Raw genomic sequence first — 21791 nt, 5'->3', positions numbered from 1 at the left:
CAAACCTCCCCTCAATTTATCGATTAATTCCGATCTCTCTTTCACGAACTACAGTTTTCATACGAGCGATCGCTTTACGCACTTCACGGATGCGTGTTGGATTCTCTAATTGTCCTGTAGCAAGCTGGAAGCGAAGGTTAAACAACTCTTCCTTTAACGCTTTAACTTTTGTTTCGATTTCGGCAGTGGTTAATTCACGAATATCATTAGTTTTCATTAGATTCACCACCATTTTCTTCACGTTTTACGAATTTACATTTCACTGGTAATTTGTGAGCTGCAAGACGTAATGCTTCGCGTGCTACCTCTTCAGATACACCTGCGATTTCAAACATAACTTTCCCAGGCTTCACTACTGCTACCCAACCTTCTGGTGCCCCTTTACCGGAACCCATACGTACTTCAAGAGGTTTTGCAGTGTAAGGTTTAGAAGGGAAAATTTTAATCCAAACTTTACCGCCACGTTTCATGTAACGAGTCATTGCACGACGAGCTGCTTCGATTTGACGGTTTGTAATCCATGAAGCATTTTGTGCTTGAAGACCAAACTCACCGAATGTTACTTCAGTACCACCTTTAGCGCGGCCACGCATTTTACCACGATGCTCTCTACGATATTTTACGCGTTTTGGCATTAACATATTATTTTCCTCCTTCCTCAGAAGCTTTCTTTTTTGAAGGAAGAACTTCTCCACGGTAGATCCATACTTTTACGCCTAATTTACCGTATGTTGTATCAGCTTCAGCTGTTGCATAGTCAATATCAGCGCGAAGTGTATGAAGTGGAACAGTTCCTTCACTGTAAGATTCTGCACGAGCGATATCTGCTCCGCCAAGACGACCAGAAACTTGTGTTTTAATACCTTTAGCGCCAGCACGCATTGCACGTTGGATAACTTGCTTTTGAGCACGACGGAAAGATACACGATTTTCTAATTGACGAGCAATGTTTTCCGCTACTAATTTAGCATCAAGATCTGCTTTCTTAACTTCTAAGATGTTGATGTGTACACGCTTGCCTGTTAATTGGTTAAGAGCTTTACGAAGCGCTTCAACTTCAGTACCACCTTTACCAATTACCATACCAGGTTTTGCAGTGTGAATTGTAACATTTACACGATTTGCAGCACGCTCGATTTCTACTTTAGAAACAGAAGAATCTTTTAAGCGAGCTGTGATGTATTCACGAATTTTGATGTCTTCATGAAGAAGTGTAGCGTAATCTTTTTCTGCGAACCAACGAGATTCCCAATCACGAATAACACCGACACGAAGACCGACTGGATTAACCTTTTGACCCATCGATTATCCCTCCTTCTTTTCTGATACCACAACTGTGATGTGGCTTGTGCGCTTGTTGATTTGGCTTGCACGGCCCATTGCGCGTGGACGGAAACGTTTTAACGTTGGACCTTCGTCAACGAAAACTTTCTCAACAACTAAGTTGTTTACGTCCATTTCGTAGTTATGCTCTGCGTTTGCGATTGCAGATTTTAAAACTTTCTCTACAACTGGAGAAGCAGTTTTTGGTGTGTGGTTAAGGATAGCAATCGCTTCACCCACTTGCTTACCTCGGATTAAGTCTACTACTAAACGAACTTTACGAGGAGCAATACGAACTGTTCTCGCTACTGCTTTAGCTTGCATTGAAGTGCCTCCTCTCATTATCTTCTAGTTTTCTTATCGTCAGCATCATGACCTTTATACGTACGAGTTGGTGCGAATTCACCTAACTTGTGGCCAACCATGTCCTCAGTGATGTATACAGGTACGTGTTTGCGACCGTCATATACAGCGATTGTGTGACCGATGAACTGAGGGAAGATCGTTGAACGACGAGACCAAGTTTTAACAACTTGCTTTTGCTCAGTTTCATTTAGCTTTGCAATTTTACTCATTAAATGATCATCGACAAATGGTCCTTTTTTTAAGCTACGAGCCATTTTGGTGCCTCCCTTCGTGATTGCCGTACGGTTCCTGAAATGAACCGTACTACAACCCCATTATTTTTTACGACGACGAACGATGAATTTGTCAGACGCTTTGTTTTTCTTACGAGTCTTGAATCCAAGAGTTGGTTTACCCCATGGAGACATTGGAGACTTACGTCCGATTGGTGCGCGACCTTCACCACCACCGTGTGGGTGATCAACTGGGTTCATTACAGAACCACGAACTGTTGGGCGCTTACCTAACCAACGAGAGCGACCTGCTTTACCAATTTTGATAAGTTCGTGTGATTCGTTACCTACTTGACCTACAGTAGCGCGGCAAGTAGCTAATACTAAGCGTACTTCACCAGAAGTTAAACGTACAAGTACGTATTTACCTTCTTTACCAAGTACTTGAGCAGATGTACCAGCAGAACGAACTAATTGTCCACCACGACCTGGTTTAAGTTCGATGTTATGAACAACAGTACCTACTGGAATGTTCATTAATGGTAATGCGTTACCGATTTTAATGTCAGCTTCTGGGCCAGACATAACTTCCATACCTACTTCTAAATTTTTAGGAGCAAGGATGTAACGTTTTTCACCGTCAACGTAGTTAATTAATGCGATATTCGCAGAGCGGTTTGGATCATATTCGATCGTAGCAACGCGTCCTGGAATCCCATCTTTGTTACGTTTGAAGTCGATGATACGGTATTGACGCTTGTGTCCGCCACCTTGGTGACGTACAGTGATTTTACCTTGGTTATTACGACCAGCCTTTTTCTTTAAAGGCGCAAGTAAAGATTTTTCCGGTCTATCAGTCGTGATTTCAGCGAAATCATTAGTTGTCATGTTACGACGACCGTTAGTAGTTGGATTATACTTTTTAATTGCCATCTCAATTTCCCTCCTTCTTTAGTAAGAATTAAACACCTTGGAAGATTTCGATTTCTTTGCTGTCAGCTGTTAGCTTAACGATTGCTTTACGACGACGGTTAGTAAAACCAGCGTGACGACCAACGCGTTTAGCTTTCGGCTTGTAGTTCATGATGTTCACTTTCTCTACTTCAACACCAAAGATCGCTTCTACAGCGTCTTTAACTTCTGTTTTATTAGCTTTAACGTCCACATCGAACGTGTATTTTTTTTCAGCCATCATTTCCATAGAACGTTCAGTGATAACTGGGCGCTTAATGATATCACGAGGATCTCTCATTATGCAAGCACCTCCTCTACTTTTTCCACTGCCGCTTTTGTCATGATTAGCTTATCATGATGAAGCACGTCTAAAACGTTTACGCCATCAGCAGTGATTACTGTTACTCCAGGGATATTGCGAGCAGATAACTCAACTGCTTCATTTACATCAGCAGTTACGATAAGAGCTTTCTTCTCAACAGCTAATCCTTTAAGTACTGCTACCATGTCTTTTGTTTTTGGTGCATTTAACACTAAGTCTTCAAGAACTACAATGTTGTTCTCTACTACTTTAGTAGCTAATGCAGATTTAATAGCTAAGCGACGAACTTTCTTAGGAAGTTTGTAAGCATAGCTTCTTGGTGTAGGTCCGAATACCGTACCACCACCACGCCATTGAGGAGAGCGGATAGAACCTTGACGAGCACGTCCAGTTCCTTTTTGACGCCATGGTTTACGACCACCACCGCTTACTTCAGAGCGATTTTTTACTTTATGTGTACCTTGACGTAAAGATGCACGTTGCATCACTACAGCCTCGAAAAGTACAGCTTCATTTGGTTCGATGCCGAAAATAGCTTCAGCTAATTCGATTTCACCAACCTGAGAACCAGTTTGGTTATATACAGTAACTTTTGGCATTGGAATTCCTCCTTCCTATAGTGAATTATTTGCTAGCCTTCACAGCGCCTTGAACAACTACAAGAGATTTCTTAGCACCTGGAACGTTACCTTTAATTAATAATAAGTTGCGTTCAACGTCAACTTGAACAATTTCAAGGTTTTGAATTGTGATTTGGTCTCCACCCATACGTCCAGCAAGTTTTTTACCTTTAAATACACGGTTCGGAGCAACAGGGCCCATTGAACCAGGACGACGATGGTAACGAGAACCGTGAGACATAGGTCCACGAGATTGTCCGTGGCGTTTAATAGCACCTTGGAAACCTTTACCTTTAGAAATACCTGTTACGTCTACAGTTTCACCTGCAGCGAAAACTTCTACTTTTACCTCTTGACCAACCTCTAATCCGTCCACGTCTGCATCGCGGATTTCGCGAATGAAGCGCTTAGGAGCAGTAGATGCTTTAGCAACGTGACCTTGTTCAGGTTTGTTAGCTAATTTTTCACGTTTATCTTCGAAACCTAACTGAATTGCGTTGTAGCCATCAGTTTCAGTTGTCTTCTTTTGAAGAACAACGTTTGGAGTCGCTTCGATTACTGTTACAGGAATTAGCTCACCGTTTTCAGCAAATACTTGAGTCATACCGATCTTTCTTCCTAAGATTCCTTTGGTCATGAGTTACACCTCCTACATTTTTAAGTTATATGAATTATAGTTTAATTTCGATATCTACACCAGATGGTAAGTCTAAACGCATTAGTGAATCTACTGTTTGTGGAGTAGGGCTCACAATGTCGATTAGACGTTTGTGCGTGCGCATTTCGAATTGCTCACGAGAATCTTTGTACTTATGAACAGCACGAAGAATTGTATAAACAGTTTTTTCAGTTGGTAATGGGATCGGACCAGAAACTGTTGCCCCAGAACGTTTAGCTGTTTCTACAATTTTCTCAGCTGACTGATCAAGAATACGGTGATCGTAAGCTTTTAAACGGATACGAATTTTTTCTTTTGCCATTATTTTCCCTCCTTCGTTCGCCTATTTCTAAAATAGACCTTCTCCATGGAAATTTCCTCACACCTTGCCATGGCAAAGCGGCCGGGTGTGTCAGCAACCTTCCACTTCATCGCAGTCAAAGACCAACATTGTCTATTATACAATGTTTTTTGTCTAGATGCAAGCATATTTTTGTTTACATCAGCTTTTCTCTACTTTTGCTATTATACATGGCACTTTCAAGAATTTCAAGTTTTCATCTACCGTAAATCATTTTACACTTTTTGGATGTTTTATTTTCACTTTATATATTATAGAAGAAACTCGTCACAATCTACATTTACCTCCTGTTTATACAGCAAAAAAACCCAAGGGAAATCCCCCTTGGGTTTTTATTATTTATAGTTGAGACTATTCGATGATAGAAGCAACTACACCAGCACCTACAGTACGTCCGCCTTCACGGATAGAGAACTTAGTTCCCTCTTCTACTGCTACAGGAGCGATAAGTTCAACAGTCATTTCAACGTTGTCGCCAGGCATTACCATTTCAGTACCTTCTGGTAATTGGATGATACCAGTTACGTCAGTTGTACGGAAATAGAATTGTGGGCGGTAGTTAGCGAAGAATGGAGTGTGACGTCCACCTTCTTCTTTAGATAAAACGTAAACTTCAGCTTTGAATTTAGCGTGAGCTTTTACAGAGCCTGGTTTAGCAAGAACTTGTCCACGTTGGATGTCTTCACGAGCAACCCCACGAAGTAGAGCACCGATGTTGTCACCAGCTTCAGCTTGGTCAAGAAGCTTACGGAACATTTCTACACCTGTTACAGTTGTAGAAGCAGTTTCTTCAGCAAGACCGATGATTTCTACTACGTCACCAACTTTAACTACACCGCGCTCTACGCGACCAGTAGCAACTGTACCACGACCTGTGATAGAGAATACATCCTCTACAGGCATTAAGAATGGTTTGTCAGTTTCACGTTCTGGAGTTGGGATGTAAGCATCAACTTCAGCCATTAACTCAACGATTTTAGCTTCCCACTCAGCATCTCCTTCAAGAGCTTTAAGAGCAGAACCTTTAACTACAGGGATGTCATCTCCTGGGAATTCGTATTCAGATAATAGATCACGAACTTCCATTTCTACTAATTCTAGTAATTCTTCGTCGTCTACCATGTCGCATTTGTTTAAGAATACAACGATGTAAGGTACACCTACTTGACGAGAAAGAAGGATGTGCTCACGAGTTTGTGGCATTGGACCATCAGCAGCAGATACTACTAAGATACCGCCGTCCATTTGAGCAGCACCAGTGATCATGTTTTTAACATAGTCAGCGTGTCCTGGGCAGTCAACGTGTGCATAGTGACGAGTTTCAGTTTCGTACTCAACGTGTGCAGTTGAGATTGTGATACCGCGCTCTCTTTCTTCTGGAGCAGCGTCGATTTGATCGTATCCGCGTGCTTCAGCACCACCAGCTTTTGCAAGAACTGTAGTGATTGCAGCAGTTAATGTAGTTTTACCATGGTCAACGTGGCCAATTGTACCAATGTTAACATGGGGTTTTGAACGTTCGAATTTTTCTTTAGCCATTCTAAAATCCTCCTTAATGGTATCTTCAAATTTATATTTTAGGCTAGAAAGTGAGAATTAGAGCCTCACTTTCTAAGCTTACATAAGTAGTTATACTTGAACAATTGATAAAAATCAATTATTCACCTTTATTTTTTTTGATAATCTCTTCAGAGATTGAACGTGGAACTTCTTCATAATGGTCAAATACCATAGAGAATGTTCCGCGACCTTGTGTATTAGAACGTAATGCTGTCGCATAACCGAACATTTCAGAAAGTGGAACCATTGCGCGAACAACTTGTGCGTTACCGCGAGCTTCCATACCTTCTACACGTCCACGACGAGAAGTTACGTCACCCATGATGTCTCCCATGTATTCTTCTGGGATTACAACTTCAACTTTCATCATTGGCTCAAGGATTACTGGGTTACACTTAGAAACAGCTGCTTTAAGTGCCATAGATGCAGCAATTTTGAACGCCATTTCAGATGAGTCAACATCATGATAAGATCCGTCAACTAATGCAGCTTTAACGTCAATTACAGGATATCCTGCAAGCACACCGTTTTGAAGCGCATCTTCAAGACCTGCTTGTACAGCTGGGATGTATTCACGTGGAACTACACCGCCGACAATCTTGTTCTCGAATTCGAATCCTTTTCCTTCTTCGTTAGGTTCAAACTCAATCCAAACGTGACCGAATTGTCCACGACCACCAGATTGACGAGCGAACTTACCTTCAACTTTCGCTGCAGCGCGGAAAGTCTCACGGTATGCTACTTGAGGAGCACCAACGTTAGCTTCTACTTTGAACTCGCGACGTAGACGGTCAACGATGATATCAAGGTGAAGTTCACCCATACCAGCGATGATTGTTTGTCCAGTCTCTTGATCAGTATGAGCACGGAATGTTGGATCTTCTTCAGAAAGTTTTGCTAATGCTGTACCCATTTTATCTTGGTCAGCTTTAGACTTAGGTTCGATAGCTACAGAGATAACTGGTTCTGGGAATTCCATAGACTCTAGGATAACAAGGTTTTTCTCGTCACATAGAGTGTCACCAGTTGTAGTATCTTTAAGACCTACAGCAGCAGCGATGTCACCAGCGTAAACTGTTGAAATCTCTTCACGGCTGTTTGCGTGCATTTGTAGGATACGACCTACACGCTCACGTTTACCTTTTGTTGAGTTTTTCACGTAAGATCCAGAGTTTAATGTACCAGAGTACACACGGAAGAACGTTAATTTACCAACATAAGGGTCAGTCATAATTTTGAACGCTAGAGCTGAGAATGGCTCTTCGTCGCTAGAATGACGTTCTACTTCTTCATCTGTATCAGGAACGATACCTTTGATTGCAGGTACGTCTAATGGAGATGGTAAGTAGTCAATAACTGCGTCAAGCATCAATTGAACACCTTTGTTCTTGAATGCAGATCCACAGATTACTGGGAAGAATTCTACAGAAGTTGTAGCTTTACGGATAGCCGCTTTAAGCTCTTCTTTAGAGATTTCTTCACCCTCTAAATATTTCATCATTAATTCCTCATCAAGTTCTGCAACCGCTTCAATAAGCTTTCCACGGTATTCAGCAGCTAGTTCTTGATGCTCTTCAGGAATTTCAATACGCTCAATATCAGTTCCTAGGTCGTTTGCATACATGTATGCGCACTCTTCAACTAGGTCAATGATACCATTGAACTCATCTTCAGCACCGATTGGTAATTGAAGTGGATGAGCATTAGCTTGTAGACGATCATGAAGTGTACCTACAGAATATAAGAAGTCTGCACCGATTTTGTCCATTTTGTTAACGAACACAATACGTGGTACACCATAAGTAGTAGCCTGACGCCAAACAGTTTCTGTTTGTGGTTCAACACCAGATTGTGCATCAAGTACTGCTACAGCGCCATCAAGTACGCGTAAAGAACGCTCTACCTCTACAGTGAAGTCTACGTGTCCTGGAGTGTCAATAATGTTTACACGATGACCTTTCCATTGAGCAGTAGTTGCTGCAGACGTAATCGTAATTCCACGCTCTTGTTCTTGCTCCATCCAGTCCATTTGAGATGCACCTTCATGAGTTTCACCAATTTTGTGAATACGTCCTGTATAGTACAAGATACGCTCAGTAGCTGTTGTTTTACCAGCATCAATATGAGCCATAATACCAATATTACGAGTGTTTTCTAAGGAGAACTCTCTAGTCATATGGTGTCTTTCTCCTTCCTTTTATGGATTGGATTATTTTATTTAAAGTAGCAAAAAAGCCACTTTATTTTGTTACATATGTCAGTATATCCAGTACCCTCATTATGTAAAACGAGCGCCCATTGAAAGGGAGAGGAACTCTCCCCTCTCCATACTTCCATAAGCGACAAATAAAGCGGTTTATGCTTACATTTATTTTACGTTGAATCCTACCAACGGTAATGAGCAAACGCTTTGTTAGCTTCTGCCATTTTGTGAGTGTCTTCGCGCTTCTTAACAGATGCACCAGTGTTATTAGCTGCATCTAAAATTTCATTAGCAAGACGCTCTTCCATAGTTTTTTCACCACGAAGACGAGCGTAGTTTACTAACCAACGAAGACCTAAAGTTGTACGGCGTTCTGGACGAACCTCAACTGGAACTTGGTAGTTAGCACCACCAACACGACGAGCACGTACTTCAAGAACAGGCATGATGTTCTTAAGAGCTTGCTCGAATACTTCCATTGGTTCTTTACCAGTACGTTCACGAACGATATCGAACGCATTATAAAGAATTGTTTGAGATTTACCTTTTTTACCGTCAACCATCATTTTGTTGATTAAGCGTGTTACAAGTTTAGAATTGTACATTGGATCTGGTAACACGTCACGTTTCGCAACAGGTCCTTTACGAGGCATATTGAGTTCCTCCTTTCAGTTCATTTTTATTATTTCTTAGCTGCTTTTGGTTTTTTAGTACCGTATTTAGAACGGCCTTGCATACGTTTGTCAACACCAGCTGTGTCAAGCGCACCACGAACGATGTGGTAACGTACCCCTGGTAAGTCTTTTACACGACCACCGCGAATTAATACTACGCTGTGCTCTTGTAAGTTATGGCCGATACCTGGGATGTATGCAGTTACCTCAATACCATTTGTTAAACGTACACGAGCATATTTACGTAAAGCTGAGTTTGGTTTCTTTGGAGTCATTGTACCAACACGAGTACATACACCACGTTTTTGAGGTGCAGAGATATCAGTTGATTTTTTCTTTAAAGAGTTGAAACCTTTGTTTAACGCAGGTGATTTAGATTTCCATACTTTATCAGTACGACCTTTTCTCACTAATTGGTTAATAGTAGGCATTAAATTATCCTCCCTTCGCATGTTTGTATGACCACATATCCAGGTGGTTCATTATTAGTTGAAAACAAAGTTTTTGCGAGCGGGAGCAAATGCCCCCCTCTCACAAAAACAGTTTTAACTTATTATTCCTATTGCTGAAGCTCCCACTTGAATCCCTGAAACTCTTCCGAGTTCGCGAATGGATTCAACTTTTGTTACGGGTATGTTATGTTGCAGTGCAGCCTGAGTGATAACATGGGTTAACCGCATGTCAGCATCTTCCGCAACGACAACCTCTTTAACTATACCATTTTTGATTGCTTTCAACGTTCGTTTATGACCAACGATAACATTTTCCGCATTTGATACTTTTTGATAAGACATATACATATCCTCCAAAGCATCGTTCAGGAGCAACCTTGCTTATATTAACATTTTGACTCATACAATGTCAACTAGGATTATCCGTTTTTATACAAAATTCATACCGGAAAATTTTACTGTTCTACGTAAATTTCATCGTTTTCTACATTCGTATCGTCTTGCACTGTTTTTACAAGATCTACTTTGCGATAACGATTCATACCTGTTCCAGCCGGAACAAGCTTACCGATAATAACGTTCTCTTTTAATCCTAGAAGCTCATCGCGTTTGCCTTTAATTGCGGCATCTGTTAGAACACGAGTTGTTTCTTGGAACGAAGCTGCAGATAAGAATGAATCTGTTTCAAGTGAAGCTTTCGTAATACCAAGAAGAACCGGTCTAGCTGTTGCTGGTTGTTTACCTTCTAATAATACTTTTACGTTTGCATCAGTAAATTGGTGAATATCTAGCAACGTTCCTGGTAATACATCCGTGTCACCCGCATCGATTACACGAACTTTACGAAGCATTTGACGAACCATTACCTCTACGTGTTTGTCGCCAATTTCTACCCCTTGCATACGGTATACTTTTTGAACTTCACGTAGTAAGTATTCTTGAACTGCTGTAATGTCCGTTACTTTTAGTAATTCTTTCGGATCAATAGAACCTTCTGTTAACTCTTGTCCGTGACTAATCTCTTGGCCTGGAGTTACTTTCAGACGAGCGCCGTAAGGAATTGCATATGTGCGAGTTTCTACTGCACCTTGTACAACTACCTCTTGACGATCTTTCACATCGTTGATCGTTACAACAACACCGTCGATTTCGCTGATAACCGCTTGACCTTTCGGATTACGAGCTTCGAAGATCTCTTGGATACGAGGTAAACCTTGTGTGATATCGTCTCCGGCAACCCCACCTGTATGGAACGTACGCATCGTTAACTGTGTACCTGGCTCACCGATAGATTGAGCTGCGATAATACCTACCGCTTCCCCTACTTCTACGTCTGTACCAGTAGCTAAGTTACGGCCGTAACATTTCTTACATACGCCGTGGCGAGTATTACATGTAAATGCTGAACGGATGTGTACTGTTTCCACACCTGCATTTTCAATAGCACGAGCGATATCTTCAGTAATTAATTCATTTTCACGAATCAACACTTCACCTGTTTCAGGATGTTTTACAGTTTTTCTTGCAAAACGTCCTACAAGACGGTCGTATAATGACTCAATAACTTCATTGCCCTCTTTAATCGCACCGATTAATAGACCACGATCTGTTCCACAATCGTCTTCACGAACGATAACATCTTGTGCAACATCTACAAGACGACGTGTTAAGTAACCAGAATCGGCAGTCTTAAGCGCTGTATCGGCAAGACCCTTACGCGCACCGTGTGTAGAGATGAAGTATTCAAGTACCGTTAGACCTTCACGGAAACTTGATTTGATTGGAAGCTCAATGATACGACCAGATGGGTTAGCCATCAAACCACGCATACCAGCAAGCTGAGTGAAGTTCGATGCGTTACCACGGGCACCAGAGTCACTCATCATGAAGATTGGGTTGCGCTTATCTAAGGATTTCATCAATTTTCCTTGGATAACATCTTTTGCATTACTCCAGATAGAGATAACGCGATCGTAACGTTCTTCTTCTGTAATCAAACCGCGACGGAATTGTTTAATTACTTTATCTACTTTTGCTTGTGCTTCATGAAGAATTTCATCTTTCTCACCTAATACAAGGATATCTGCTACCCCAACTGTAATACCAGCTTTTGTAGAGTATTTAAATCCTAAGTCTTTCATGCGGTCAAGCATACGAGATGTTTCTGTAATTTTGAAACGTTTAAATACTTCCGCAATGATATTACCAAGGATTTTCTTGTTAAATGGTGCTACTTCTTCACGGCTAGCAATAACTTCTTTTATATTCGCACCTTTATCAACGAAATATTTCGCAGGTGTTTCTTTTTCAAGATTTGATTTTGTTGGTTCGTTAATATAAGGGAACGACTTTGGTAAGATTTCGTTAAATATTAATTTACCAACAGTTGTTAATAGAAGCTTGCCTTTTTGTTCTTCTGTAAATGTCTCGTTGTTGTTCACTGAACTTGCAGGAACAGCAATACGAGTATGAAGATGAACATACCCATTTTGGTATGCAAGCAATGCTTCGTTTGTATCTTTGAACACCATACCTTCACCAATTGCACCTGCGCGCTCAAGTGTTAAGTAGTAGTTACCTAATACCATATCCTGAGATGGTGTAACAACTGGTTTCCCGTCTTTCGGGTTCAAAATGTTTTGTGCAGCTAACATAAGAAGACGAGCTTCTGCTTGTGCTTCTGATGATAGCGGAACGTGAACCGCCATTTGGTCACCGTCAAAGTCCGCATTGTATGCTGTACATACAAGTGGATGAAGACGAATTGCGCGCCCTTCTACTAATGTAGGTTCGAACGCTTGAATACCAAGACGGTGAAGCGTTGGGGCACGGTTTAGAAGTACTGGGTGTTCTTTAATAACTGACTCTAAAACATCCCAAACTTCAGGTTGTACACGCTCAATTTTACGTTTTGCACTCTTAATGTTATGTGCTAATCCTTTTTCCACTAGTTCTTTCATTACGAAAGGTTTAAATAGTTCTAGCGCCATTTCTTTTGGTAATCCACATTGATACATTTTTAAGTTCGGTCCTACAACGATAACAGAACGACCAGAGTAGTCAACACGTTTACCAAGTAAGTTTTGACGGAAACGTCCTTGTTTACCTTTCAGCATGTGAGATAGTGATTTTAACGGACGGTTACCCGGTCCAGTAACTGGGCGACCACGGCGACCGTTATCGATTAATGCATCTACAGCTTCTTGCAACATACGTTTTTCGTTTTGAACAATAATGCTTGGTGCACCTAGGTCCAATAAACGTTTTAAACGATTGTTACGGTTAATAACACGACGATATAAATCGTTTAAGTCAGAAGTTGCAAAACGTCCACCATCTAACTGTACCATTGGGCGTAATTCTGGCGGAATAACCGGAAGAACATCTAAGATCATCCAAGATGGTTTATTTCCAGAGTTACGGAATGATTCCAATACTTCTAGACGTTTAATAGCACGAGTACGACGTTGTCCTTGTGCTGTTTTTAATTCCTCTTTTAAGAAGTCTACTTCTTTATCTAAATCGATATCTTGTAGTAACTTCTTAATTGCTTCTGCACCCATAGCAGCTTGGAATGTGTTTCCATATCGATCGCGATATGCACGGTATTCTTTTTCAGAAAGCAATTGCTTCTTATCAAGTGGTGTATCTCCACTTTCTGTTACAACATAAGAAGCGAAATAAATTACTTCTTCAAGCGCGCGAGGGGACATGTCTAAGACAAGTCCCATGCGGCTCGGGATACCTTTGAAATACCAAATATGAGATACAGGAGCAGCTAATTCGATATGACCCATACGTTCACGACGAACTTTCGCACGCGTTACTTCAACACCACATCGATCACAGACTACACCTTTATAACGTACGCGTTTATATTTTCCACAGTGACATTCCCAGTCCTTTTGGGGCCCGAAAATGCGCTCACAGAACAAGCCATCTTTTTCGGGTTTTAACGTACGATAGTTAATTGTTTCAGGTTTCTTAACTTCACCGTATGACCAAGAACGAATCTTGTCAGGCGAAGCAAGTCCAATCTTCATATATTCAAAGTTATTTACATCTATCAAGGGGCCTACCTCCCTTTTAGTCTACAGGTTATCCCAATTATTCCTTAGTTGCCTCAACTTCGATATTTAATTTATCTGCGGATTGATGATCATCATCATCTTCTGTATCACGCATTTCAATTTCCGTATCGTCGCTAGACATCATTTTAACGTCCATACCTAAACTTTGCAGTTCTTTAATCAATACTTTGAATGATTCTGGAACGCCTGGTTCTGGAACATTTTCACCTTTCACAATCGCTTCGTATGTCTTAACGCGACCGACAACATCATCAGACTTCACAGTTAAGATTTCTTGAAGAGTATAAGCAGCACCGTAAGCTTCAAGTGCCCAAACCTCCATCTCACCGAAACGTTGTCCACCGAACTGTGCTTTACCTCCAAGAGGTTGTTGCGTTACAAGTGAGTATGGTCCAGTAGAACGAGCGTGAAGTTTATCGTCAACCATGTGTGCAAGTTTAATCATGTACATGACACCAACAGATACACGGTTATCGAATGGCTCACCAGTACGTCCGTCGTACAGGATTGTCTTCGCATCATTCGCCATACCAGCTTCTTCAATTGTACCCCATACATCTTCCTCACGAGCACCATCGAATACTGGTGTTGCAACATGAATACCTAGATATCTAGCTGCCATACCAAGGTGAAGCTCTAACACCTGACCGATATTCATACGAGATGGTACCCCTAATGGGTTAAGCATGATATCGATTGGTGTACCGTCTGGTAAGAATGGCATATCTTCTTCCGGTAAAATACGGGAGATAACCCCTTTGTTACCATGACGACCGGCCATTTTGTCACCTTCAGAAATTTTACGTTTTTGAACGATATATACACGAACCAATTGATTTACACCTGGTGGTAATTCGTCACCGTCTTCACGGTTAAACACTTTTACATCCAGGATAATACCGCCACCACCGTGTGGTACACGTAGTGATGTATCACGTACTTCACGCGCTTTCTCACCGAAGATTGCGTGTAATAAACGTTCTTCTGCTGTTAATTCTGTTACACCTTTTGGTGTTACTTTACCAACAAGTAGATCTCCGTCTTTTACTTCCGCACCGATGCGAATAATACCGCGCTCGTCAAGGTTACGAAGTGCATCTTCCCCAACGTTCGGGATATCACGCGTAATTTCTTCTGGTCCTAATTTTGTATCACGAGCTTCTGATTCATACTCTTCAATATGAATAGAAGTATACACATCATCTTTTACAAGGCGCTCACTCATAATGATCGCATCCTCGTAGTTATAACCATCCCATGTCATAAAGCCAACAAGCACGTTACGTCCAAGTGCAAGCTCACCTTTTTCCATAGAAGGACCATCCGCAAGGATTTCACCTTTTACAACTTCATCGCCAACACTTACGATTGGACGTTGGTTGTAGCAAGTTCCTTGGTTAGAACGGATGAATTCAACATCTTATAGCGATCTAAGTCGCCTTTTACTTTTTGACCGTCAATTTCTACATAACGACGCACCCAAACTTCACGTGCTTCAACGCGTTCAACAATACCAGGATGTTTACAGATTACTGCAGCACCCGAGTCTTTCGCTGACACATACTCCATACCTGTACCTACAATCGGAGATTCCGGATTCATTAACGGAACCGCCTGACGTTGCATGTTGGCACCCATAAGTGCACGGTTAGAGTCGTCATTTTCTAAGAACGGAATACAAGCTGTCGCTGCAGACACTACTTGTTTTGGAGATACATCCATGTAGTCGATGCGCTCTTTATTTGTAACAATGTTTTCACCGCGGAAACGAGCTACGATATCATCATCAAGGAATTCACCTTCTGGAGATAATTTCATATTCGCTTGGGCTACAACATAGTTATCTTCTTCATCGGCTGTTAAGTAATCAACATGCTCTGTTACACGACCAGTTTCTGGATCAACACGACGATATGGTGTTTCAATGAAACCAAACTCATTTACTTTCGCAAATGAAGATAATGAGTTAATCAAACCGATGTTTGGTCCCTCTGGCGTTTCAATCGGACACATACGACCGTAGTGAGAATAGTGAACATCACGCACTTCAAAGCCTGCGCGCTCACGCGTTAAACCACCAGGTCCTAATGCAGATAATCTTCGTTTATGTGTTAACTCTGCCAATGGGTTTGTTTGATCCATGAACTGAGATAACTGAGAGCTTCCGAAGAACTCTTTAATAGATGCAATAACCGGACGAATGTTAATTAACGCTTGCGGTGTAATTGCATTTGTATCTTGAATCGACATTCTCTCACGAACAACACGTTCCATACGAGAAAGACCGATACGGAATTGGTTTTGTAATAACTCTCCTACAGAACGTAGACGACGGTTACCTAAATGGTCGATATCGTCTGTATCCCCTACTTTATATAGTAAGTTAAAGAAGTAGCTAATAGAAGCAAGAATATCACCTGGTGTAATGTGTTTCACATCACGAGTAATATTTGCATTCCCAATTACATTAATAACGCGTTCGCCTTCTGAATCTGGAGCATAAATCTTAATAGATTGCAGCTCAACATCGCCTTCTACCACTCCGCCCATCGGCTTCGCTGTTTTGAATCCAATGTTCTTCTCTAAGTTAGGTAAAATGCGATCAAGTGTACGGCGATCTAAAACTGTTCCCTCTGCCGCTAAAATCTCTCCGGTTTCTGGATCTACTAATGTTTCAGCTAAGCGTTGGTTAAACAGTCTGTTTTTAATGTGTAATTTTTTGTTGATCTTATAGCGACCTACATTTGCTAAATCGTAGCGCTTTGGATCAAAGAAGCGAGAAACAAGCAAGCTTTTCGCGTTTTCCACTGTTGGTGGTTCACCTGGGCGTAAACGCTCATAAATTTCAAGCAACGCTTTTTCAGTGCTATCTGTGTTATCTTTTTCTAACGTATTGCTTAAGTATTCATTATCACCTAAAAGCTCGGTGATTTCTTGATCAGAGCCAAACCCTAATGCGCGTAACAAAACAGTTACAGGAAGCTTACGGGTACGGTCAATACGTACATATACAACATCCTTAGCATCTGTTTCATACTCTAACCAAGCTCCGCGGTTTGGAATTACAGTAGCAGTAAAACCACGTTTTCCGTTTTTATCCACTTTGCCACTATAGTATACGCTTGGAGAGCGAACTAACTGGGAAACGATAACACGTTCTGCACCGTTAATTACGAATGTTCCTGTCTCTGTCATGAGTGGGAAATCTCCCATGAACACATCTTGCTCTTTTACTTCACCAGTTTCTTTGTTGATTAGACGAACTTTCACACGAAGTGGTGCTGCATACGTCACATCACGCTCTTTACATTCTTCTACAGAGTATTTAGGCTCACCTAAGCTGTAGTCGATAAATTCAAGCGATAGATTTCCCGTAAAGTCTTCGATCGGAGAAATGTCTTGGAACATTTCTCGCAAACCCTCATCAAGAAACCACTGATAAGAAGAGGTTTGAATTTCGATAAGATTTGGTAACTCTAATACTTCACTAATACGGGCATAACTTCTTCGTTGGCGGTGGCGTCCGTATTGAACTAGTTGACCTGTCAACTGCTTCACCCCTCAAATCATGAGTATTATAAATGCACAAAAAAATTTGTGCAAAATCACAAATAAATATAGCTAACGCTAGTAGCGTAGCTTTTTCTCTCAAAGATAGATACGTTGAGTCTTTCCATCTGTTCAAAAAAGAAAAATGGCTTCTATAAGAAAACCATCACTCTATTTCATGATTTACTGATTTTACTATCTTTTCCAAGAGAAACAAAAATATACATTTTTCTCAACGTAGAAAATCATATATTGGCATTGTATAATGTTAACATAGCCCCAAAAAACCGTCAACGTTTTTTTGATTTTATGATATAATATCCTTTTTTCTTTTCAACAATCTCAACTTCAGCAAACGTTTCTTCTAGTTTTTTGAGCGCGGATGGTGCACCTTGTTTCTTTTGAATCACAATCCAAAGTTCTCCTCCTGGCACTAGATGATCGAAAGCTTTTCCTAAAATTTCATGCACGATATGCTTACCAGCACGAATTGGAGGATTGGATAGAATCGCGGCATATTGGCCATCTACCTTTTCATAGACATTGCTTTGGAAAATTCGAATATTCTCCACGTTATTGTTAGCAGCATTTTCTTTCGCAAGCTCAAGCGCCCTTTCATTTACATCTACCATGTGAACGCGGCGCCCTCGAAACTCTTTTGCTAACGACAAACCAATCGGTCCGTACCCACATCCAACATCTAATATATCCCCGTCGATATCCGGCATTTGAAATGCTTCAATTAAAAGACGAGATCCAAAGTCCACCTCGTTTTTCGAAAATACCCCACGGTCAGATAAAAAAACAAATTGCGATCCTCTTAGTGTAAATTCCCACCGCTTACGATCACTTTTACTCGAAGGGTCATTAGAAAAATAATGGTCTGCCATTTGGTCACCTCTTTTCTTTACAGTTAAAAAAAAAGCTCGCATGAGAGCGAGCTTTTTTAAAGCTTCAAAAGTTAATTACTTAACTTCTACAGCAGCGCCAACTTCTTCAAGTTTAGCTTTGATTTCTTCAGCTTCTTCTTTAGAAGCGCCTTCTTTGATTACTTTTGGAGTGTTGTCAACTAATTCTTTAGCTTCTTTTAAGCCAAGACCAGTGATTTCACGAACAACTTTGATAACTTTGATTTTTTGTGCACCAGCGTTAGCTAGTTCAACATCAAATTCAGTTTTCTCAGCAGCAGCTTCACCAGCGCCACCAACAACAGCTACAGGAGCAGCAGCAGTTACGCCGAATTCTTCCTCGATAGCTTTTACTAAGTCGTTAAGTTCTAATACAGTCATAGATTTAACTGCTTCAATGATTTGTTCTTTAGTCATTGTAAATATCCTCCCTTAAATAGGTTTGTATTGTTTTATCGATAACACGTAATTATCTTTTAAAAAATTAAGCGCCTTGCTCTTCCTTTTGTTCTGCAACTGCTTTAGTAGCAAGTGCAAGGTTACGGATTGGAGCTTGAAGAACGCTAAGAAGCATAGAAAGTAAGCCTTCACGAGATGGAAGAGTAGCGATTGCTTTAACCTCATCAAGTGTTACTAGTTTACCTTCGATTACGCCCGCTTTAATTTCTAAAGCTTCATGATCTTTAGCGAAGTCGTTTAATACTTTCGCAGGAGCAACTACATCCTCGTTACTGAACGCGATTGCGTTTGGTCCTGTTAAGAATTCATTTAACTCAGCCATTTCAACAGATTCTGCAGCACGACGAGTTAAAGAGTTTTTGTAAACTTTGAACTCAACGCCAGCCTCACGTAAGTTCTTACGTAATTCAGTTGCTTCAGATACTGTTAAACCACGGTAGTCAACAACGATTGTAGATTTACTTTCGCGAAGTTTATCAGCGATTTCAGTTACAACTTGTTGTTTCATTTCGATTGCTTTGCTCATATTATTACACCTCCTGTAGATTATATAGAAGATGTACCGAAAGTGCACTAAAAACCTCCATGCTAACTTGTAGACATGGAGGCATATAGTCACAGAAAAAAATTCCGTTTCGTATATTAACACCTAGGTAGGAAATTAAGCCAATTTGGCACCTACTGTCTACGGTACACTATTTAAATTCACAACATAAATGATTATATTAAATCTTCTTTATGAAGTCAACTTCCAATTTTTATACAAGTGTAGAAACATCTACGCGTACACCAGGTCCCATTGTAGAAGTAACTGTTACGTTCTTCATGTAAGTACCTTTTGCAGCAGCTGGTTTCGCTTTTAATAACGTGTCAGCAATTGTTTTGAAGTTTTCTACTAATTTTGCATCTTCGAAAGATACTTTACCAATTGGAACATGGATGTTACCAGCTTTATCAACGCGGTATTCAACTTTACCAGCTTTGATTTCGTTAACAGCTTTTGTTACATCGAAAGTAACTGTTCCAGTTTTAGGGTTTGGCATTAAACCTTTAGGTCCTAATACACGACCAAGTTTACCAACTTCACCCATCATGTCAGGAGTTGCTACTACTACATCAAAGTCGAACCAACCTTGTTGGATTTTGTTGATGTAATCAGCATCGCCTACGAAGTCAGCTCCAGCAGCTTCAGCTTCTTTTGCTTTTTCACCTTTAGCGAATACTAATACACGTTGTACTTTACCAGTACCGTGTGGAAGAACAACTGCACCACGAATTTGTTGGTCAGCTTTCTTAGGGTCAACACCTAAACGAAATGCAGCTTCTACAGTTGCATCAAATTTAGCTGTGTTTGTTTTCTTTACTAATTCTACTGCTTCTGTTGCAGAATAAGCAGTTGCACGTTCAACAAGCTTCGCAGCTTCTACGTACTTTTTACCTCTTTTAGCCATGTTTATTTCCTCCTTGAATGTGGTTTTAGCGGAATAACCTCCCACGTTTACGCCCTTATTCCAAGATTTTTCTTGAGGATGTGCGCCCATCCATTTATTTAAAAACGATACTCATTTACGATAATAAAGGTTGCGAATTGGACTTCCAGACCCGCAACCTTTTTTACAAAAAACAAATCGAATTAGTCTTCGATAACGATGCCCATACTGCGTGCAGTACCTTCAACCATACGCATTGCAGCTTCTACGCTAGCAGCGTTTAGGTCAGGCATTTTAGTTTCAGCGATTTCGCGTACTTTATCACGCTTAACAGTTGCCACTTTATTACGGTTTGGTTCACCAGAACCAGACTCGATACCAGCTACTTTCTTAAGAAGAACAGCAGCAGGAGGAGTTTTAGTAATGAAAGTGAATGAACGGTCTTCGAATACCGTAATTTCAACAGGAATGATAAGACCAGCTTGATCTGCTGTACGAGCGTTGAACTCTTTACAGAAGCCCATGATGTTAACACCCGCTTGTCCTAATGCTGGACCAACTGGTGGAGCTGGGTTAGCTTTACCTGCAGGAATTTGAAGTTTTACCATTTTAATTACCTTTTTAGCCACGAGACACACCTCCTTAAGTCCGTGATGTGGTCAATTGGACAATGATTTGCCCTCCCACTTCATCATTTTATCGATAACGATAAAATCTTTTCAAAAAACGCCTCCGTTACCGAAGACGTACTGACTTAAAAGATATTATCACTTTTTACAATTCATTTCAAGTTTCATTTTATAATTTTTCAATTTGATGGAAATCAAGCTCAACTGGTGTTTCACGACCAAACATGTCTACCAACACTCGTACTTTTTGTTTTTCCATATCGATTTCTTCAATTGCACCTGTATAATCCGCGAACGGTCCTTCGTTTACGCGTACCGTTTCATGAAGTTCAAAGTCGAAATCAACAACTTCATTATCCATTCCCATATGTTTCATAATGGTAACAACTTCCTCTTCTAATAGAGGAGATGGTTTCGAACCTGAACCAGAAGATCCAACAAACCCAGTTACACCTGGTGTGTTACGAACAACATACCAAGAATCATCAGTCATAATTAATTCAACTAACACATAACCTGGGAACACTTTTCTTTTTGTTAACTTTTCTTTTCCGTTTTTCATTTCTACTTCTACTTCTTCCGGAACAACAACACGGAAAATTTTATCTTGCATCCCCATTGATTCTACACGTTTCTCAAGGTTTGCTTTTACTTTATTTTCATAACCAGAATAAGTATGGACAACATACCAGCTTTTTTCCATTCATTTAGGACAAGCGTCCTTCCCTCCCTGACGTACATTTTTTTGCACAAATGAAAAAACCCGTTCATCGGGCTTTTACACAGTTCTTATAAATAACATTATATCATGGATAAGTGCTTCTTATTCAAGAATTAACCGAATTAAAGAAGAAATGCCCATATCAACCACTGCGAAAAAAATCGCAAAAAAGATAACTGTTGCAATAACAGTAGCTGTCGAACGGAGTAATTCATCTTTTTTAGGCCAACTTACTTTTTTCATCTCGCGACTTACATCACCGAAAAAGTTCGTTAAACGCATTTACGGGACCTCCAGTG

23 protein-coding genes, 1 pseudogene and 1 other annotated feature are annotated in these 21791 nt (G+C 40.6%); all 24 genes and pseudogenes read right to left on the bottom strand.

The window, feature by feature from the left end:
- Positions 1-16: 16 nt before the first annotated feature.
- The 24 genes and pseudogenes from rpmC to secE all read right to left on the bottom strand — a co-directional run bounded on the left by rpmC (position 17) and on the right by secE (position 21774).
- Positions 17-217: a 50S ribosomal protein L29 gene (rpmC, locus tag BCER98_RS00700; RefSeq protein WP_000855718.1), complete on the bottom strand. Its 201-nt coding sequence runs from the start codon at positions 215-217 to the stop codon at positions 17-19.
- Positions 207-641 carry a 50S ribosomal protein L16 gene (rplP, locus tag BCER98_RS00695; RefSeq protein ID WP_011983252.1) on the bottom strand — a complete coding sequence of 145 codons (435 nt, stop codon included), beginning with the start codon at positions 639-641 and terminating at the stop codon, positions 207-209. Before rplP ends, rpmC begins: the two co-directional genes overlap by 11 nt.
- A 1-nt stretch (position 642) precedes the next feature.
- Complete coding sequence (gene rpsC / locus BCER98_RS00690) at positions 643-1302, bottom strand: 30S ribosomal protein S3 (RefSeq protein WP_011983251.1); 660 nt, start codon at positions 1300-1302, stop codon at positions 643-645.
- Positions 1303-1305: 3 nt separating this feature from the next.
- Entirely contained in the window at positions 1306-1647 is a 342-nt protein-coding gene (rplV, locus tag BCER98_RS00685) for a 50S ribosomal protein L22 (protein ID WP_011983250.1), read from the bottom strand.
- Positions 1648-1664: 17 nt separating this feature from the next.
- Positions 1665-1943 (bottom strand): 30S ribosomal protein S19, encoded by a 279-nt coding sequence (gene rpsS, locus BCER98_RS00680; RefSeq protein ID WP_011983249.1) that lies wholly within the window; start codon positions 1941-1943, stop codon positions 1665-1667.
- 60 nt (positions 1944-2003) lie between these two features.
- On the bottom strand, positions 2004-2834 hold the full coding sequence (rplB, locus tag BCER98_RS00675) for a 50S ribosomal protein L2 (protein WP_011983248.1): 831 nt from the start codon (positions 2832-2834) through the stop codon (positions 2004-2006).
- Between the two features lie 28 nt (positions 2835-2862).
- A complete protein-coding gene (gene rplW, locus BCER98_RS00670) occupies positions 2863-3153 on the bottom strand; it encodes a 50S ribosomal protein L23 (protein WP_011983247.1) in 291 nt (96 codons plus the stop codon).
- The gene (gene rplD, locus BCER98_RS00665) at positions 3153-3776 is read right to left on the bottom strand and encodes a 50S ribosomal protein L4 (protein ID WP_011983246.1); all 624 of its coding nucleotides are present in this window, start codon (positions 3774-3776) and stop codon (positions 3153-3155) included. The genes rplW and rplD overlap by 1 nt, the downstream gene beginning before the upstream one ends.
- Before the next feature lie 25 nt (positions 3777-3801).
- The gene (rplC, locus tag BCER98_RS00660) at positions 3802-4434 is read right to left on the bottom strand and encodes a 50S ribosomal protein L3 (protein ID WP_011983245.1); all 633 of its coding nucleotides are present in this window, start codon (positions 4432-4434) and stop codon (positions 3802-3804) included.
- Positions 4435-4468: 34 nt separating this feature from the next.
- Positions 4469-4777, bottom strand: coding sequence for a 30S ribosomal protein S10 (rpsJ, locus tag BCER98_RS00655; protein WP_001040596.1), 309 nt, complete (start codon positions 4775-4777; stop codon positions 4469-4471).
- Between the two features lie 390 nt (positions 4778-5167).
- Positions 5168-6355, bottom strand: a complete 1188-nt coding sequence (tuf, locus tag BCER98_RS00650) for an elongation factor Tu (protein WP_011983244.1) — start codon at positions 6353-6355, stop codon at positions 5168-5170.
- A gap of 118 nt (positions 6356-6473) precedes the next feature.
- Positions 6474-8552, bottom strand: a complete 2079-nt coding sequence (fusA, locus tag BCER98_RS00645) for an elongation factor G (RefSeq protein ID WP_011983243.1) — start codon at positions 8550-8552, stop codon at positions 6474-6476.
- Positions 8553-8761: 209 nt separating this feature from the next.
- On the bottom strand, positions 8762-9232 hold the full coding sequence (gene rpsG, locus BCER98_RS00640) for a 30S ribosomal protein S7 (RefSeq protein WP_011983242.1): 471 nt from the start codon (positions 9230-9232) through the stop codon (positions 8762-8764).
- A gap of 29 nt (positions 9233-9261) precedes the next feature.
- Positions 9262-9684 carry a 30S ribosomal protein S12 gene (gene rpsL / locus BCER98_RS00635; protein ID WP_011983241.1) on the bottom strand — a complete coding sequence of 141 codons (423 nt, stop codon included), beginning with the start codon at positions 9682-9684 and terminating at the stop codon, positions 9262-9264.
- Positions 9685-9798: 114 nt separating this feature from the next.
- Positions 9799-10047, bottom strand: coding sequence for a 50S ribosomal protein L7ae-like protein (locus tag BCER98_RS00630; RefSeq protein WP_011983240.1), 249 nt, complete (start codon positions 10045-10047; stop codon positions 9799-9801).
- 113 nt (positions 10048-10160) lie between these two features.
- On the bottom strand, positions 10161-13775 hold the full coding sequence (rpoC, locus tag BCER98_RS00625) for a DNA-directed RNA polymerase subunit beta' (RefSeq protein ID WP_011983239.1): 3615 nt from the start codon (positions 13773-13775) through the stop codon (positions 10161-10163).
- A gap of 37 nt (positions 13776-13812) precedes the next feature.
- Positions 13813-17345 (bottom strand): annotated as a pseudogene (gene rpoB / locus BCER98_RS00620) (DNA-directed RNA polymerase subunit beta).
- Between the two features lie 290 nt (positions 17346-17635).
- A complete protein-coding gene (locus tag BCER98_RS00615) occupies positions 17636-18235 on the bottom strand; it encodes a class I SAM-dependent methyltransferase (protein WP_011983238.1) in 600 nt (199 codons plus the stop codon).
- 75 nt (positions 18236-18310) lie between these two features.
- Entirely contained in the window at positions 18311-18670 is a 360-nt protein-coding gene (rplL, locus tag BCER98_RS00610; RefSeq protein WP_011983237.1) for a 50S ribosomal protein L7/L12, read from the bottom strand.
- Between the two features lie 67 nt (positions 18671-18737).
- Positions 18738-19238, bottom strand: coding sequence for a 50S ribosomal protein L10 (gene rplJ, locus BCER98_RS00605; RefSeq protein ID WP_011983236.1), 501 nt, complete (start codon positions 19236-19238; stop codon positions 18738-18740).
- A gap of 39 nt (positions 19239-19277) precedes the next feature.
- Positions 19278-19421 (bottom strand) — a sequence feature (ribosomal protein L10 leader region).
- Positions 19422-19470: 49 nt separating this feature from the next.
- Positions 19471-20163, bottom strand: a complete 693-nt coding sequence (rplA, locus tag BCER98_RS00600) for a 50S ribosomal protein L1 (RefSeq protein WP_011983235.1) — start codon at positions 20161-20163, stop codon at positions 19471-19473.
- A 182-nt stretch (positions 20164-20345) separates the two neighbouring features.
- Positions 20346-20771 carry a 50S ribosomal protein L11 gene (gene rplK, locus BCER98_RS00595; protein ID WP_001085872.1) on the bottom strand — a complete coding sequence of 142 codons (426 nt, stop codon included), beginning with the start codon at positions 20769-20771 and terminating at the stop codon, positions 20346-20348.
- A 169-nt stretch (positions 20772-20940) separates the two neighbouring features.
- On the bottom strand, positions 20941-21474 hold the full coding sequence (gene nusG, locus BCER98_RS00590) for a transcription termination/antitermination protein NusG (protein ID WP_011983234.1): 534 nt from the start codon (positions 21472-21474) through the stop codon (positions 20941-20943).
- A gap of 120 nt (positions 21475-21594) precedes the next feature.
- A complete protein-coding gene (secE, locus tag BCER98_RS00585; protein WP_011983233.1) occupies positions 21595-21774 on the bottom strand; it encodes a preprotein translocase subunit SecE in 180 nt (59 codons plus the stop codon).
- Positions 21775-21791: the final 17 nt, after the last annotated feature.

The organism is Bacillus cytotoxicus NVH 391-98 (assembly GCF_000017425.1).
Lineage (GTDB): Bacteria > Bacillota > Bacilli > Bacillales > Bacillaceae_G > Bacillus_A > Bacillus_A cytotoxicus.
This window is presented reverse-complemented; position numbering and strand designations above follow the sequence as displayed.